This window comes from Archangium gephyra (assembly GCF_042230915.1).
In the GTDB taxonomy this organism is placed as follows: Bacteria; Myxococcota; Myxococcia; order Myxococcales; family Myxococcaceae; genus Archangium; species Archangium gephyra_B.
On record NZ_CP102578.1, the window covers coordinates 8,436,195 to 8,451,800 of the forward strand.

Here is a 15,606-nt window from a genome sequence, read left to right on the forward strand (position 1 = left end):
CCGGAGCCCGTGCCTGGCGGGGGGCTCCCCAGGGGCCCATCCCACGCGATAGGGTCCGGCTTCTCTCCCGCCCTCCGCCCGCCATGCGCTCGACCCTGACCCTCCCCGGCTTCCTCCGCGTCTACGCGCTGCCCGCCCTCTGGCTCTTCGCGCTCCCGCTCTTCGCCCTGTGGTTCGCCGGGCACGCCACCGGCCGGTTCGACCGGGAGGTGCTCGCCACCGTCGAGAGCCAGATCACGCAGGACGCCAGTCTCGACGAGGCGCGGCGGCAGGAGCTGCTGGAGTTCTTCCGCACCGTCCCGGCCTCGGCGGCCTGCCTCTCCACGGGCGAGGAGCTGGCCGGGTTGCGCGACAGCCTCGGCGAGGGGTGCTCGGACGTGCGGCAGTTCGAGTGGATCGGCCTGGTGGCGCTCGGCTCGGCCCTGCTGGGGCTCGTCTCCGCGGTGATCGCCCTGTCGTGCGCCCTGGCGGCGTTCGTCTCGCGGCCCTTCCAGTACGGCAGCTTCGTGGTGGGCTGGAACGTGCTCCGGGTCACCGGGGCCCTGCAGGCGCTCGCGCAGGGAGGCCTCGCCGTGTGGCTGTCCTATTGGATGACCGCGGTGTGGTTCCACAGCTACTACCCGAAGCTCATCCTCCTCGTCGGCATCCTGGCGGCCTTCGCCCTCTTCTCCGTGGTGGCCGCCATCTTCCGCCGCCCGCCCATGGACTTCGAGGTGGAGGCGGAGGTGCTCGAGCAGGCGCACGCGCCGGAGCTCTGGGCCCACGTGCGCCAGCTGTGCGAGAAGCTGCAGACGCCTCCGCCGGACCACATCCTCGCCGGCATCGACGCCAACTTCTTCGTCACCGAGAGCGAGGTGCGCGCCGGGGAGCGGACGCTCACCGGCCGGACGCTCTACGTCAGCCTGTCCCTGCTGCGCCTGCTGGAGCGGTCCGAGGCGGACGCGGTGCTGGCGCACGAGATGGGGCACCTGCTCGGAGGGGACACGGGTCACAGCAAGCGGCTCGCGCCCATGCTCGCGCACTTCGGGCACTACCTCGATGCGCTCCGCGCGGGCCTGCTCACACTGCCCATCTTCCACTTCATGCTGGCCTACCGCGGGCTGTTCGAGCTGTCGCTCGGGCGCAGCCGGCGCGCGAGTGAGCTCGCCGCGGACTGTCTCGCCGCGGCCATGACGTCGGGCCGGGACATCGCCCGCTCGCTCGTCAAGGTCGGTGCGTACGCGAGCTTCCGGGACCGCGTGGAGGCCGACCTCTTCGCCCGCAGCGAGCAGCAGCAGAGCGTGGCCATCGCGCAGCGGGTCGCGCTCGGCTTCGCGGATTACGCCAGCTCCGAGGCCGTGCACGGCGACCTGAATGGCGCCGTGACGCCGCACCCGTTCGACTCGCACCCTCCGCTCGCCGCGCGCCTGGACAACGTGGGAGAGACGCTCGCGCCAGCCGACGTGGCGCGGGTGCTGCTCGAGCCCACCACCACCTCGTGGACGAGCGCCATCCTGGAGGCGGAGCTCATCGAGGCGCGGCTGTGGGGCGCGTACGAGGCGCGCTTCGCCAAGGCGCACGACCTGGCGCTCGCCTACCGCTACGTGCCGTCCACCGAGGCGGAGCGGCAGCATGTGGAGAAGTACTTCCCGCCCCTCACCTTCGCGGGCAAGGAGGGCGGGCCGGAGGTCCACCTGGACTTCGCGCAGGTGAGCTGCTCGGAGTGGGACGAGCCCGTCCGTTTCGAGCAGGTGAAGTCCGCCACCACCGAGGACCGCATGTTCAAGAAGTACCTGGACCTGCAGCTCGAGGGAGGTGGCCTGTTCAAGGGCAAGCGCTCCATCTGCCTGAGCAAGCTGCAGGACGGGGACGGGCTGCTCCAGGCGTTCGGGAACTACCTCGGACGCCACAGGGCCATGGAGGAGCACCGCAAGAGCGCACGGCAGGCGGCGTGAGCGGGTGTCACCGGGAGGGGGCCGGTGACGCCACCAGCAGTTGCGCGAGCAGGTCGCTCTTCTGTCCCTCGGGGATGAGCGTCACGTTCGCGCCGCCCTCCTGGATGCGCTGCAGCTCCAGCACCTCGAACATCGCCGCCGAGACGGCCGGATCCTCGGAGATGCGCTGCAGCGCCGCGCCCACGATTCGAGGGCGCAGGGCTCCGGCCTTGGCGAACTCGATGGCGGCCTGACGCTCGGCGGTGCTGGTGATGATGCTCACCTGGTTGACGCCGTCCTGGCGGATGGCCGAGGTCACCTGCCGCAGCCGGTTCACCACCTTCTCCTCGATCTGGCGGATCATCCCCACGTCGCGGAAGTGCACCTTGCGGATGTAGACCGAGCCGAGCTGGTAGCCGTAGGCGTGCGACATGGGGGAGACCTCGGCGCGCACCGTGCGGCTCATCGCGTGGCGGCTCTCCATCATGGTGGCGAGCTTCATGTTGGACAGGCAGCGCACGGTGGCGTTGCTCACGTTGGCGGCCAGCGAGCCGCGCGGATCCGCGTTCTCGAACAGGTACTTGAGGGGATCCGAGATGAACATCTCGTACCAGATGCCAATCCCCATGGGCGCGCCCTCCTCGGAGTTCACCGCCTGGCTGCGCAGGTACTGCTGGTCCAGGCGCAGGTCGAGCACGTGGCAGCGGCCCACCCAGTTCACCAGGAGCGCCTTCCACCCGAGCCGGGGCCAGAGCAGGTGCAGCCCGGGCTCGTCCAGCACGGCCACCACCTTGCCGAGCATCACGTAGACGCGGCACGTGCGCTCCTCCACGGTGACGTAGAGGCCGAACATCCGGCACAGGCCCAGGAAGAGGGGCACGCCCACCGCCATGCCGAGGAAACCCAGGACGGCGCCGACGAGGAACCCCATCATGACTTCACCCCCAGCACCACGCGGTTGGCCTTCGAGAAGAGCCCGAGGCGGATGTTGCGCAGGTAGGACTCCAGCGCGCCGGGGCCGCTCTGGTGGAGCAGGGTGAGCTGCGCGGCCAGGGCGTTCAAGGGCTCCACCTCGGCCAGGGACTTGAGGGTCTCGATCTCCACGGCCCGGCGCGACTGGACGATCTTCTGGTCCGCCGCCGCCTGCGCGAGGCTGATGTCGGAGGAGACATGGTTGTGCGCGGTGTTGATGGCAGCGAGCGCCGACTCCACCTCCGCCGGTGGATCGATGCCCGTGATGAGCGTGGCATCCAGGGCGATGCCGTAGCGCGACAGGCTGCCGCGGCACTCGCGCTCCATGTGCTCGTTGAGGTCTCGCAGGTTCTTGCGCAGATCGTTGATGGAGACACCGGAGACGGCCGTGGCCTCGACGGCCTGCAGGGTGCCCTCGACGACGGGCGCGGGAGGCGCCTCGAAGCTGGCGATGCGCTCGCGCAGGATGGAGATGAAGTAGCCCATCACGTGCGCGATGGGGTTCTTCACCGCGAAGAGGTACGCATACAGGTTCTGCTCGGAGACGCGATAGCGCAGCTGCCCGGTGAGCCCGGTGTTGAGCTGGTCCTTGGTGACGGCCTCGAGCACCTGGCCCCCCTGGTTGGCGGTGGGGGACTCGGGGTCATGGGCCATGCTGAGCGTCTGGATGGCCACGGAGACCTTGACCACCCGCTCCCAGGGCCATTTGAAGTAGGGGCCTCCGGGCTGGATGACCTCGAGCTGGGGGTAGACGTAGCGGTCCTCGTCCGTGCGCGCGAGCCCCTCGCTGACAGGCCCCCGTTTCGTGGTGGGCTCCCCGGGGAGCCGCGCCGCGCGCCCGAAGCGCACCTTCACCGCGCGCTCGCTCTGGTCCACGGTGAAGAAGCCGGTGAGCACGCAGCGCATCACGAACCAGCCCACGGCGCCAAAGACAATGCCGGTGCCCAGCCCCGCGGGCCCCAGCCCCAGCTCTTGCAGGAAGTCCATCGACCACTCCTCGGAAGGTGTCGCGGGAAGGTGTCGCGACCGAGCGGGCATCATCCGTGAAGCGTGGTCCCGCTGGACCCGCCCGCCCCGTGCCCCTGTTGCCGGGAGAACGGCCAGGCCCGGTTGGCGAGCCGCCCCCCAGGCCCGGCAGGCGTGCCTCCCTCGGACCGCTGCCTGCTCGCCCTCCTCCGGCCTGGCTGGCCGGAAGCCCTATTCCTCCTGAGGCCCACGAGCTAAAATGAGGATTGCCCGGCACACGGCCCGCCTTCGCGGACCCCGGCCTGCTTGGATGCCAGCCCCTCGCGAGCACATGAAACGGGTGGAGGAGGTCAGCCCGGCCGCACCTTGGCTCTGTCCTCGGATGCGCGCCTGGAGCCCGCCGCGGCGCTCACCATGAAACTGCTCCTCGTCAGTCCACAAGCCGGGCACGCCGTGGGCCAGCTCCTCGCGGACTGGGGACACGAGGTACGCCACGCCCCGGCAGTCGAGCAGGTGGGGCCGCTGCTCCAGGGCGTGGAGGGGGTGCTGGTGGTGGGCGCCGGCCGCGCGGTGGCCGAGGACATGGCCCGGCTGAGCACCGCGGAGGTGCAGCCCCGGCCCTTCCTCCTGGCGCTGGTCCCCACCTCGGCCGAGCAGGTGCCCCTGGACGCGCTGCTGGCCGCGGCGGTGGATGACTTCCTGCTCATGCCCTTCGAGCCGGCCCAGCTCCAGACCCGGCTCGAGTGGCACGCCCGGCGCAGGAGGGCCGGGATGCAGACCGCCCTGGAGGCGCCCCTTTCGCGCGGCGTGCAGGACCGGCTCTCGGCCATCATCCAGACGCAGAGCGACATCGCCAACGCCGGGCTCGAGCTGGACAAGGTGATGTCGCTCATCGCCGAGCGCGCCATGCGGCTGTGCGGTGCATCCGGAACGGCGGTGGCCCTGGCCGACGGCGACGAGCTCGTCTACCAGGTGACGCACGGCAACTCGATGCCCCATCGCGGCTTCCGGCTGAAGCTCTCCCACAGCATCACGGGGATGAGCATCCTGCGCGGCGAGGTGCTCCACACCCGGGACACCGAGGACGATCCGCGGGTGAACGTGGCCGCCACGCGTGCCACCGGCATCCGCTCGATGATCATCGTCCCGCTGCACCGGGTCGGCAGCGCCGTGGGGGCCATCAACGTCAGCTACCCCGAGCCCAACGCCTACGATGATCTCGACGTCCGGACGCTCGAGATGATGGGCCGGCTGCTGGGCGCGGCGCTGAGCAACGCCGCCGAGTTCGAGGCCAAGCAGGCCCTGGTGGACAAGCTGGCCGCCACGCTCGCCGCGCTCCAGCAGAGCCAGGACTTGTTCCACTCCTTCATGAACCACAGCCCGGTGATGGCCTTCATGAAGGACGAGGAGGGCCGGCGCACCTGGGTGAACGAGCCCTACGCCCGCTTCTTCCACCGGGACGTGGAGTCGATACAGGGAGTGGATGACGCGGAGCTGCTGCCGCCGATGACGGCCGCGCGGCTGCGGCGGGAGGACCAGGCCGTGCTCGCCAGCGGGCAGCCGCTCCAGTCCGAGCAGGTCATCTCCTCTCCGGATGGCTCGCTGCACCACTGGCTCAACCACAAGTTCACGCTGAGGGATGCGAACGGCCGCCGGTTGCTCGGAGGCGTGTCCATCGACATCACCGCGCGCAAGCACGCCGAGAAGGCGCTGCGCCGCTCCGAGGAGAGCTTCCGCGCGCTCATCGAGGGGCTGCCGGAGGCCATCTTCGCGCACCGGGGGGGCAACCTGCTCTACATCAACCCGGCGGGCCTGGCCTTCCTGGATCAGCGCTCGGTGGAGGCGCTCGCTGGCAGGTCGCTGCTGGAGCTCATCCACCCGGATGACCGGGGCGAGGCGGCGAACGTGCTCGAGGGCTCGCTGGAGAAAGGCACCACCACCACGCGCGAGGTGCGCTTCCTCCGGGCGGGCGGCCAGCTGATGTCGGCGGAGCTGAGCGCGATGCGGCTGCTCTTCGATGGCGAGCCGGCCACGGTGGTGAGCGCGCGCAACATCACCGAGCGCAAGCAGATGCAGGCGCGCCTGCTGCTCGCCGACCGGCTGGCGAGCGTGGGCACCCTGGCCGCGGGCGTGGCGCATGAGATCAACAACCCGCTCGCCTTCGTTCTCTCCAACCTCGGCTTCCTGGAGGAGGAGTGCCAGCTGCTCCGGGACGAGCTGCCGCGGGAGCGGCTGGGCGAGATGGAGGACGTGCTGCGCGAGACAAAGCAGGGCGCGGAGCGGGTGCGGCACATCGTGCGGGACTTGCGGACGCTCTCGCGCGACGAGGGCGAGCAGCTCTCCGACGTGGACGTGCGCGGGGTGATCGAGTCGAGCCTGGGCCTGGTGCGCAATGAGCTGCGCCACCGCGCGCGGCTGGTGAAGGACTTCGAGCCGGTGCCGATGGTACGGGCGAGCGAGGGACGGCTGGGGCAGGTGCTGCTCAACCTGCTCATCAACGCCGCCCATGCCGTGCCCGATGGGAAGCCCGGGCAGAACGAGGTGCGCGTGCGGCTGCGTGCCATCGCCGGGCGGGTCGTCATCGAGGTGATGGACACGGGGTGCGGCATCGCGCCCGAGGTCCGCGACCGGATCTTCGATCCCTTCTTCACCACCAAGCCGGTGGGGATGGGGACGGGGCTGGGGCTCTCCATCTGCCACGGGATCGTCACGGGCATGGGGGGCGACATCACGGTGGAGAGCGAAGTGGGACGGGGCAGCACCTTCCGCATCACCCTGCCCATCCCCCAGGCGTCCTCGGGGAACTCCGAGCCGGAAGAAGAAGATGCGGTACCCGCGTGAGGACCAGTGGCCTCAGCGCAGGCCCGGCAGCCGGGCCTTGAGCGAGGGCAGCACCACCCGGTCGTCCATCATCCGCTGGTCGAACACGAAGCTCTCGGTGGGCTCCACCTGCCACCGGCCACCGTGCCGCTCGTTCAGCGCGAGGACGATCTCGTGGTAGTTCCACCGCTCGTTGGCGTCGAGCAGGTAGAGCCCCGGCTCGGCCCACGCGAGCGCCTGCAGCGCCCTCACGGTGTCATCCAGGAAGGAGCAGGCGGGAAACCACCGCGTGCTCGCTTCCACCCTGCCCCGCTCGCGCATCTGCGCCTCCAGCGAGGCCACCATGTTGTTGCCCGAGGGCCGGTCGTCGATCTGCCACCCCAGCCGCACCACGCGCGCCTCGGGGTTCTGCTCGAAGGCCCGCGCCTCCGCGCGCCGCTTCTCGTACCCGTAGCCCTCGGGGGCCTCCGGCTCCGAGTCCACCGTGAAGGGCCCGCGCGCGTGGTCCGAGAACACCATCGCCGTGCTGGAGAACACGAAGCGCACGCCCAGCTGGCGGGTGAGCCATGCCAGCTCGCTCGTCCACTCGTAGTTGATGAGCCACGACTCGTTGGCCCGGCCCGTGGGCCGCGACGCCGTGGCCAGGTGGAAGAGCACGTCCGGCGCCACCGAGCGCACGAAGCGCTCCATGGCCCAGTAGTCGTCCACCGGGATGCTGTCCCGGTCCCAGCAGGACACCTCGACGCCGTGGCGCCGCAGGTCCTCGCACAGCCGTGAGCCGACGGTGCCGTTGGCACCCGTGACGAGGGCCCTCATTGCGTCTTGCGCCCCTTGTGCGTGCGCGGGAGCGCGTGGTGGATGAGCTCCAGGTAGTCCACCGCCTGCACCGGCGGCGGCGGCGGCGGCGTGCCCAGCGCGGCCAGCCGCTTGGTGAATGCCGAGATGATGTCCGGCACCGGCCGCAGCGCCTGGATGAGCGCGTTGGGCCCCTCCAGCGCCTGCACCAGCCCCTCCGCCGCCTGCTGCAGCGGCAGGCCCCGGCGCAGCAAGTCCTGGAACGAGTTGGACAGGGTGATGATGTTGTGCCCCGCCGACTGCACCATCTCCACGGCGATCTTGATGACCTGCGGGGCCGTCAGGTGCCCGTCGGCCAGCAGCACCAGCGCGGCCTGGAAGTAGTTGAAGACGGGCACCACGCGCGGGCCGTAGTTGGCGAAGTGCGCCGGCGGCGTCAGCCGGTCCAGGTGGATGAAGATGCGCCGCACGGGGTCCGCCACCGGCGTCTTCTTCCACGCGGCGAGCACCCGCGCGGCCTCGTCCGGGTACACCGCGGCCGCCTCGAGAATCTGCTGCAGCACCCGCTCGTCCACGCGCCCGGCGATCATGTCCGCGTAGAGCGAGTAGATGAAGGCATCCGCCTCGGCGTCATCGCCGAAGAGCACCTCCTCGGCCTCCACGGGCGCGTTGGCGCGGCTCTCCAGGATGGCGGGCAGCTTGTAGCCCACCTGTCCGCGCAGGGCCCGGAAGCGCCCGCGCATCAGGTTGCCCACGTTGTCCTTGAGGATGAACTCGTCCCACACCACCCCGTCCAGCTTGAGCTTCTCCTCCAGCACCGAGCGCAGCTGCTTGGGGCTTCCCGAGACGATGCACAGCCGCGAGTCCCCGTTGGAGGCCAGCTCGCGGATGAGCGCGGACGCGCCCGGCACGGCCTGCTTCTCGTGGGCCTTCTGGAAGGCCGTGCGCAGCAAGTCCCGGAGCGAATCGAACTCCGTCTGCAGGTACGTCTTGTCCAGGTCCCAGCGGTAGATGCGCCGCGGGGGCCTGGGATCGATACGGTCCGGAAGGCTCACCGCGCCAGACCTTGCTGGATGGCCTTGCCCAGGTCATGGGCCACCGCCTTGGCGGCGACCTTTCCAGCGTTGGCGATGGCCCTCGCCTTGGAGCGGCCATGGGCCTTGATGAAGATGCGATCGAACCCGAGCACCGGTGCGCCCCCGTACTGTTCCCAGTCGGTGATGTCCTTGATGCGCTGGATGCCCCCGGACAGCATCGCCAGGCCGGCGCGCCAGCGCAGGCTCTCCTTGTAGGCGTACTGGGCCAGTTCCACCACCGTGTCGTGCACGCCCTCGAGCATCTTCAGGCACACGTTGCCCACGAAGCCGTCCGTCACCACCACGTCGGCGGTGCCCTTGGGGATGTCCACGCCCTCCACGTTCCCGATGAACTGCAGCCCCTTCATGGCCGAGAGTGCCGCGTGGGCCTCCACCACCTGGCGCGGGCCCTTGTTGGGCTCGGTGCCGTTGGAGAGCAGCGCCACCTTGGGATTCTCATTGCGCGAGATGATGCGCGCGTACGCCGCCCCCATCACCGCGAACGTCACCAGGTCCTCCGCGGTGGCCTCCACCGTGGCCCCCACGTCCAGGATGAGGGAGAAGGGGTCCGCCTTCTGCCCGTGCCTGTCGCGCGTGGGGTACACGGCCGCCAGCGCCGCGCGCCGCACGCCGGGCAGCAGCTGGAAGTGGCGGGCGCACGAGAGCACGCAGGCCCCCGTGTTGCCGGCGGACACGAGCGCATCCGCCTCGCCCTCGGCCACCAGCCGCGCCGCCACCGACACGGACGCGTCCGGCTTGCGCGCCAGCGCCTCGCCGGGCTTCTCGTCCATGCCCACGTGCTCGGAGGCATGCTGCACCGAGATGCGCTCGCCGCTGTGCTTGGTCTCGGCGAGCGCGTCATCAATGAGGGCTCTGTCCCCCACCAACAACGTGTGGATGTGTGGTGACTCCAACGAGAGCTGCGCGGCGCCCCTGACTACCTCCGCGGGGCCGTGGTCGCTCCCCATCACGTCGAACGCAATGGTGATGAGCTTGGTGGCCATGACGTCACCATCTTACACGTTCGTGGCAAACGGAAAGGGGCCGGATCCACTCGGATCCGACCCCTGGTGAAGAACGGTGCCGGCGGGCTCCCCCCCGAGGGAGGGAGTCACTGGCAGTCCGGGCTCAGTTGCTCTCGCTGGCCTGGATGGTCCGGTTGGCGGTGTCGCGCTGGATGCAGCCCTTCGTCATGGTGTACTGGAAGGTGCCCAGCTCGTCGCGCCAGTACTCGCCCTCGTACGGCCAGTACAGCTGGTCATCCGCCACTGCCACCGAGTACCTGTACTTCTTGACGACGGCCGTCTTGCCGCCGGCCTTGAGCTGCTCCTCCAGGAACTCCTTCTCCTTGGTGACGGTCTCGAACTTGATGCGCAGCCCGTTGGCCAGCAGCTGCTTGAGCGACACCAGCTCCGCCTCCAGCTTGCCCTTGGCCATGATGCCGGCCTTCTCGATGAGGCCGGTGCGCTGCACCTTGAGGCCCTCGAGCAGCTGCTTGGACAGCTCGGAGTAGCGGAAGGTGTCACCCTTCTCGCCGAAGGTGTCCATCTCCGTCTCCAGCTCGAGGATGGACTCGTTCGTCTTCTTCAGGTCCTGGTCCGTGAGGGCCAGCCGGAGGATGCGCTCGAGGATGACGTCCGTCTCGCCCTTCTCCAGCCCGTCCTTGTTCTTCTTCTGCACGTCGGAGAGCACGCCGTAGTACTCGCTGGCCTCCAGCTGCTTCTTGGTGATCAGCTCCAGCTGATCATGCACCGGCAGGTAGGTGCGCTCGAAGTCCTGGAGGATGAGGCTGGACTCGCGGTAGCGGCAGTTCTCGTAATAGATGACCGCCTTGAGGATCATCGCCTCCGGGAAGTACTCCTCGCGGAAGAAGGGCGAGGAGAGCGTAATCAGGTTGCCGAGCGCCTGCTCGTACTGGCCCACGCGGTAGTTGGCCCAGCTGGACTCGAACATGGACTCCAGCCACTGCGACGTGCCGCGCTCCACCTTGTTGAAATAGAAGAGGGCGTAGCGGTTCTGCTGCATGCCGTAGTGGGTACGGCCCAGCTGCATGAAGGCCAGCTCGCGCAGCTTCTGGTTGGCCGTGGCCTGCTCGGCGTCCAGGCCCGCGCCGGAGCGGGTGACGCGGATGATCTCCTTCATGGCCTCGATGGCGCCCACGGTGTTGATGTCCGTGCGCCGGGCGGCCGCGCTGGGGGCGCGGTTGCCGAAGCGGAAGAAGGTCAGGCCCTCGAGGTACTTGGCCCGCGGGTAGAAGACGTCCGTCTTGGGGATGAGCAGCGTGAGCCGCTTCACCTCGTTGAAGCTCTTGTCGGCGTCCTCGCCGCGGCCCACCTGGTCCAGGGCCTTGCCCCGCACGAAGTGGTAGCGGGCCAGCAGGTAGTGGAACTCGCTGCGGAAGCGCTCGGGGAACTCCTGGTTCGCGTAGCGGGCGATCTCATCCAGGATGACGGTCTCGTTCTTCGTCTTGCGGCTGATGAAGAAGAGCCACTCCAGGCTGGTGCGGAAGAACTTCGTCTCGGGACCGACGGCGAGGATCTTCGAGAACTCGCCCAGCGACGAGTGGTAGAGGCCCATGCGGTAGAGGGCCTTGGCCAGCACGTAGCGCGCCTCCAGGTGGAGGCCGGCGAGCTTGGCGTCCTGGAGCATCTCGAAGGAGCTCATCGCCGCCTTCTCGTACTCCTCGTTCTTGAAGAGCGAGATGGCCACGTCCAGGCGCTGGCGATCACCGCTCTTGCCGGACACGTCCACCGCGTCGAAGGACATGGTGGGCGCGGCCTTGGGCTGGCTGGGCGTCTCCGCCGTCAGGTCCAACCCCATGCCCTGGTTGGCGGAGGGAGCCGCCGTGGGAGCCGCGGGAGTGGACGCCGCCGAGCCCGTGTCGGCCGGGGTGGTGGTGGAGGTGTCGGCCGAGTCCGAGTCGGACTCGTCCTCGGCGGGCTGGGCGGCCGTGGGCTTCTTGCCGCCGCGCGGGGGCTTGCGGGTGGGCTTCTTCTTCTTCTTGGACGGCTGGGAGAGATCCAGGCCCTCGAAGCTCTGAGCGGGCGAGGGCGTCGCCCACGCCAGCGAGAGCCCGAGGGTGGCGAGGCAGAGGGGCCGGAGCAGACGTTTCATGACTCGGGATGGGCGGAGGGGAAGAAGAAGGACACGCCCAGCTCGAACAGGAGCTGGTTGCGCAGCGTGGTGGACGGGTTGAGGGCCTTCTCGACGTAGATGAGGTCGCGGAACTCGGTGCGCACCGTCACCCAGCGGTTGAGGAAGAAGCGCATGCCGACGCCGACGTTGCCGCCGCCGGTGAGCTCCGCCGTCTTGGCGGGCCCGCGATACTGCACCGCGGTGGCACCCGCCACGCCGTACAGGTCGAAGTGGAGGAACTGCTCGGCCAGCAGGGAGATCTTCCCGTAGATGGGAGCCCACTGCACGTCGACGCCACCCATCAGGGTCAGCTGCCCGGGAGCCTCGCCATCCAGCTCCTCATAGGAGGGCCTGCGGCAGCCACGGGTGGTGGTGGTCCCCTCGCCGGAGAAGGTGCAGATCTGCGCCGCGCTGGCCACCGTGTTGAGCGAGTAGCCGGCACGCAGGCTCAGGCCCAGCGTCTCCGTGGGGTGGTAGGTGAGCGTGCCGCCCAGGATGTACTTCGAGAAGAAGGCATCCTTGATGGAGAGCGTGGCCGAGGGGCTGAACTCGAAGCGGCCTTGCTTGAGGAAGAGGTGGCCGGAGACGGGACGGACGCGCTCGCGCAGGGGGCCGAGACGATCCTTGTCCACCTCGGACACGTCGCCGGCTTCCTGCTCGGAGGAGCCGGACGTGGACGGGGCGGGCTTCGCCGGGGCGGGCTTCGCCGGGGCGGCGGGCGCCTCGTCCTGGGCCAGGGCGGGCACGGGCGCCAGGCAGAGCGCGATCAGCAGACGGGTGGCGGTCTTCATTCGGACTCCCGACCGGTCGACTTCATCGGGAAGAAGAAGGAGATGCCGGCATTGAGGGTCATGAGGTTCTGGGTAGCGCCCTTGCTCGTGTTGAGGGGCTGGTCCACGTAGGACGTGTTGATGAGCGCCACGTTGACCGCGAGGTAGTCACGGGCCACGAAGCGCAGGCCCAGGCCGAGGTCCGCGGCGAAGCTGGGGCCACGGGGCACCCCGGTGGTCACCTCCACCTTGGACGTCGCGGTGTTCACCACGCCGAGGCCGCCCAGGAGGTAGGCATCGAAGTGGAGGATGTCGTTGAGGAAGGCCACCTTGCCGTAGAGCGGGCTCCACTCCACGTCGCCCATGGCCGACCACTGGGGCACCGAGTAGAAGATGCGGCTGTCGAAGGTGCGCTTGGCGATGCGCACGTCATCCTCGGGCAGCACCTGCATCATGGAGAAGCGCCCGGCCACCGCCAGCGTGTCCGCCAGGTAGTAGGCCCCGCGCACCGCGGCGCCCAGCTTGGTGTAGTACGGATCGTTCACCGACAAGGTGACGGAGGGCGCCACCTCGAAGCGGCCCTTCTTCAGGTACACCTTGCGCTGCACGCTCTTGACGCGGTCGTCGAGCGTGACGTCGCGCTCGGCCGGCGAGAGCGGCTCGGCCGGGGGCGGCTCCGCCACCGTGGAGGGCAGCGGCGGCGGCTCCTCCGTGGGCGTCTCCGCGCTGGCGTCGGTCTCTTCCTGGGGCTTTTGCTCACCGCTGCTCAGATCGAGTCCGAGCCCCGTGTCTTCCTGGTTCTGTGCAAGTGCCGATGCTGGCGCGATGCACAGCGCGAGCACGATGGCCTGGAGGCGATTCACTTCCGGGAGCTCCGTGTCATGGGGGCGTCCGCCCACCGATACACCTTCGAAATCGGAGGCTGAGGCACGGCGCATCCTATCCGTCACGCTCACAAGCCATCAACCTAACTCCGCTCGCCTGCTCCCTCTGTATGCGCGCGGGGGACGGTTCTGGCACCGCTTTGTGTATCCACCCGGTACAGTTGCAGGGGGAGTGTCCGGGGTTCTCGCAGAGGGAGCATCCGTGCGACCAAGGTACGGTTGGCAGGGGGAGGCACTGTGTTACGGTGGCCGCCCACATGAGTCTCATGAGGTGCACGTCGATGTCTTCGCGTCTGGCCCTGCTGGTGAGCGCCGTGCTGCTGTGCGGCGGGTGCAAGGTCAATTCCGATATCGGGAAGCGGTGCCTGCTGGTGAAGAAGAGCAAGGACCCCGCCAAGGAATCCGATCCCGTCCTGGCGACTGACCTGTCCTCGGGCCAGGACTTCATCTCCTTCGGCTCGCTGGATTGTGAGGACCTCGTCTGCGTGAAGGACGCGGACATGCCCCTCGAGACGGCCGACAACGGGCAGGTGTTCGGCTACTGCAGCACCGCCTGCGTGCCGGACGAGCTCGTGGACCCCTGCGCCGTCACGGACCCGGAGGCGATCGAGTCGGTGAAGAGCCGCATGAGCTGCCGCGCCCTGTTGCTGGATCAGCAGGCGCTGGACGACCTGCGCCAGAACGACCCGGCGACGTACCACGCGACGTTCGGCGACAACAATTCGCCCTACTTCTGCGCGGGCAACCCGACCGAATAGGGCAGCCGACAGAACTTTTTGGCGCGCCGTACGTCGACAGAGGGCCCTCGCCGCAAGGAGCCCTCTGTCATGAACAAGACGGTCGCCTTCGTTTCCCTGGCCGCCGGACTCGCCCTCACCGCCCTGGTGCTGGGCCTGCCCCACGTGGCGCCGCCGCACCCCGCCACCCCGGTTCCCCCACCCCGGCCCTCCACCGCGACCAACGGCTCGTTGACGATGACGAGCCGGCTGTCGCACCCCTACATCACCCCGGGCAGCGCGGATCTCTTCGTCACGGTGGACATCACCGGCGTGGAGGTGCCGGGCTCCAAGCGCACGCCGGTGAACCTGGCGGTGGTCATCGACCGCTCGGGCTCCATGAGCGGCTACAAGCTGCAACAGGCCAAGCAGGCCGCGCGGCACCTCGTGGGGCTGTTGGGCCCGGAGGATCGGCTGGCCATCGTGCACTACGGCTCGGACGTGAAGAGCCTGCCGAGCCTGCCGGCCACGCCCGCCAACCGCGAGCGGATGCTCCAGTACATCGAAGGCATCTGGGACGACGGTGGCACCAACATCGGCGCGGGCCTGCACACGGGCCGCTCTCACGTGGCGGCCCTGCGCGGTGACTACACCGTCAACCGCCTCATCCTGCTGAGCGATGGCCAGGCCACCGAGGGCATCACCGACGACGCGAGCCTGACGGAGGTGGTCAAGGGCATCCGCGCCGAGGGCATCACCGTGAGCGCCATCGGCGTGGGCACGGACTTCAACGAGGATCTGATGCAGGGCTTCGCCGAGTACGGGGCGGGCGCGTACGGCTTCCTGGAGGACGCGGGGCAGTTGGCCTCGCTCTTCCAGAAGGATCTGCAGCAGGCCTCCACCAGCGTGGCGCGCGACGTGGCGCTGACCTTCCAGCTGCCCGAGGGGGTGATGCTGGGTGAGGTGCTGGGCTACCGCGCGCACCAGGAGGGGCGCACGGTGCGGGTGCCGCTGCCGGACTTCTCCTCGGGTCAGGTGGAGCGGGTGGTGGCGCGGCTGACGGTGGTGGGCACGAAGGCGGGCAGCGCGGTGGACGTCACGGGGCTGAAGCTGGCGTACGCGGACCTGATGAAGGGCACGGGGGTGGAGAGCGCGGCGAGCCTGTCGGCGATGGTGACGGAGCGGCGCGAGGAGGTGCTGGCGCGCCAGGACAAGGACGCCACGGTGTACGCGACGCGGGCGATGAGCGCGAAGAACCTGAAGATGGCGGCGCAGGCCCTGCGCGACGGACGCAAGGAGGAGGCGAAGGGCTACGTGCTGCAGAACCAGGTGCTCTTCGAGCAGGCGGGGGCCGTGGCGAGCCCGGCGGCGGTGGCGGCGGACCTGGAGGAGCAGAAGGCCGTCCTCCAGGAGTACGAGCAGGCGTCCGACGACGAGTCCGTGGGGGCGGCGGTCAAGCGCACGAAGAGCAAGGCCATGAAGAGCTTCGGCAAGCTCGGCTCCACCTACTGAGCCCTACCCTGCCCCCGGATTTCACCTCCGGCCCGTACGCTTCCGGT

Annotated in this window: 12 protein-coding genes; 4 read left to right on the plus strand and 8 right to left on the minus strand. The window is 69.3% G+C overall.

Annotation, left to right across the window (positions count from 1 at the left end; translation table 11 throughout):
* Positions 1–83: 83 nt before the first annotated feature.
* The gene (locus tag NR798_RS32975; protein ID WP_375766498.1) at positions 84–1,934 is read left to right on the plus strand and encodes a M48 family metallopeptidase; all 1,851 of its coding nucleotides are present in this window, start codon (positions 84–86) and stop codon (positions 1,932–1,934) included.
* A gap of 7 nt (positions 1,935–1,941) precedes the next feature.
* Here NR798_RS32975 and NR798_RS32980 read toward each other — a convergent pair whose 3' ends face one another.
* On the minus strand, positions 1,942–2,847 hold the full coding sequence (locus tag NR798_RS32980; protein WP_375766499.1) for an SPFH domain-containing protein: 906 nt from the start codon (positions 2,845–2,847) through the stop codon (positions 1,942–1,944).
* Positions 2,844–3,872, minus strand: a complete 1,029-nt coding sequence (locus NR798_RS32985; protein WP_375766500.1) for an SPFH domain-containing protein — start codon at positions 3,870–3,872, stop codon at positions 2,844–2,846. Before NR798_RS32985 ends, NR798_RS32980 begins: the two co-directional genes overlap by 4 nt.
* Positions 3,873–4,217: 345 nt before the next feature.
* Here NR798_RS32985 and NR798_RS32990 point away from each other — a divergent pair, with 345 nt between their 5' ends.
* Complete coding sequence (locus NR798_RS32990; RefSeq protein WP_375766501.1) at positions 4,218–6,692, plus strand: PAS domain-containing protein; 2,475 nt, start codon at positions 4,218–4,220, stop codon at positions 6,690–6,692.
* 12 nt (positions 6,693–6,704) lie between these two features.
* On the opposite strand, the gene NR798_RS32995 is transcribed toward NR798_RS32990, so the two are convergent.
* From NR798_RS32995 to NR798_RS33020, 6 genes are all read right to left on the minus strand, one after another.
* Complete coding sequence (locus NR798_RS32995) at positions 6,705–7,487, minus strand: sugar nucleotide-binding protein (RefSeq protein WP_375766502.1); 783 nt, start codon at positions 7,485–7,487, stop codon at positions 6,705–6,707.
* Complete coding sequence (locus NR798_RS33000; RefSeq protein ID WP_375766503.1) at positions 7,484–8,521, minus strand: phosphatase domain-containing protein; 1,038 nt, start codon at positions 8,519–8,521, stop codon at positions 7,484–7,486. Before NR798_RS33000 ends, NR798_RS32995 begins: the two co-directional genes overlap by 4 nt.
* A complete protein-coding gene (plsX, locus tag NR798_RS33005; RefSeq protein ID WP_375766504.1) occupies positions 8,518–9,546 on the minus strand; it encodes a phosphate acyltransferase PlsX in 1,029 nt (342 codons plus the stop codon). The genes NR798_RS33000 and plsX overlap by 4 nt, the downstream gene beginning before the upstream one ends.
* Positions 9,547–9,670: 124 nt before the next feature.
* Positions 9,671–11,656 carry an adventurous gliding motility protein GltC gene (gene gltC, locus NR798_RS33010; protein ID WP_375766505.1) on the minus strand — a complete coding sequence of 662 codons (1,986 nt, stop codon included), beginning with the start codon at positions 11,654–11,656 and terminating at the stop codon, positions 9,671–9,673.
* The gene (locus NR798_RS33015) at positions 11,653–12,468 is read right to left on the minus strand and encodes an outer membrane beta-barrel domain-containing protein (RefSeq protein WP_375766506.1); all 816 of its coding nucleotides are present in this window, start codon (positions 12,466–12,468) and stop codon (positions 11,653–11,655) included. The genes gltC and NR798_RS33015 overlap by 4 nt, the downstream gene beginning before the upstream one ends.
* Positions 12,465–13,310 carry an outer membrane beta-barrel domain-containing protein gene (locus NR798_RS33020; protein WP_375766507.1) on the minus strand — a complete coding sequence of 282 codons (846 nt, stop codon included), beginning with the start codon at positions 13,308–13,310 and terminating at the stop codon, positions 12,465–12,467. Before NR798_RS33020 ends, NR798_RS33015 begins: the two co-directional genes overlap by 4 nt.
* A 302-nt stretch (positions 13,311–13,612) precedes the next feature.
* Between NR798_RS33020 and cglC the strand changes: the two genes are divergently transcribed.
* Entirely contained in the window at positions 13,613–14,089 is a 477-nt protein-coding gene (gene cglC / locus NR798_RS33025) for an adventurous gliding motility lipoprotein CglC (RefSeq protein ID WP_375766508.1), read from the plus strand.
* A gap of 69 nt (positions 14,090–14,158) precedes the next feature.
* Positions 14,159–15,559 (plus strand): VWA domain-containing protein, encoded by a 1,401-nt coding sequence (locus NR798_RS33030; protein ID WP_375766509.1) that lies wholly within the window; start codon positions 14,159–14,161, stop codon positions 15,557–15,559.
* Positions 15,560–15,606: the final 47 nt, after the last annotated feature.

What these genes read in the sequence shown, in the direction of transcription:
- NR798_RS32975 (WP_375766498.1), top strand. Translation starts at nt 84, where the DNA reads ATGCGCTCGACCCTGACCCTCCCCGGCTTCCTCCGCGTCTACGCGCTG.
- NR798_RS32980 (WP_375766499.1), bottom strand. Translation starts at nt 2,847, where the DNA reads ATGATGGGGTTCCTCGTCGGCGCCGTCCTGGGTTTCCTCGGCATGGCG.
- NR798_RS32985 (WP_375766500.1), bottom strand. Translation starts at nt 3,872, where the DNA reads ATGGACTTCCTGCAAGAGCTGGGGCTGGGGCCCGCGGGGCTGGGCACC.
- NR798_RS32995 (WP_375766502.1), bottom strand. Translation starts at nt 7,487, where the DNA reads ATGAGGGCCCTCGTCACGGGTGCCAACGGCACCGTCGGCTCACGGCTG.
- plsX (WP_375766504.1), bottom strand. Translation starts at nt 9,546, where the DNA reads ATGGCCACCAAGCTCATCACCATTGCGTTCGACGTGATGGGGAGCGAC.
- gltC (WP_375766505.1), bottom strand. Translation starts at nt 11,656, where the DNA reads ATGAAACGTCTGCTCCGGCCCCTCTGCCTCGCCACCCTCGGGCTCTCG.
- NR798_RS33015 (WP_375766506.1), bottom strand. Translation starts at nt 12,468, where the DNA reads ATGAAGACCGCCACCCGTCTGCTGATCGCGCTCTGCCTGGCGCCCGTG.
- cglC (WP_375766508.1), top strand. Translation starts at nt 13,613, where the DNA reads ATGTCTTCGCGTCTGGCCCTGCTGGTGAGCGCCGTGCTGCTGTGCGGC.
- NR798_RS33030 (WP_375766509.1), top strand. Translation starts at nt 14,159, where the DNA reads ATGAACAAGACGGTCGCCTTCGTTTCCCTGGCCGCCGGACTCGCCCTC.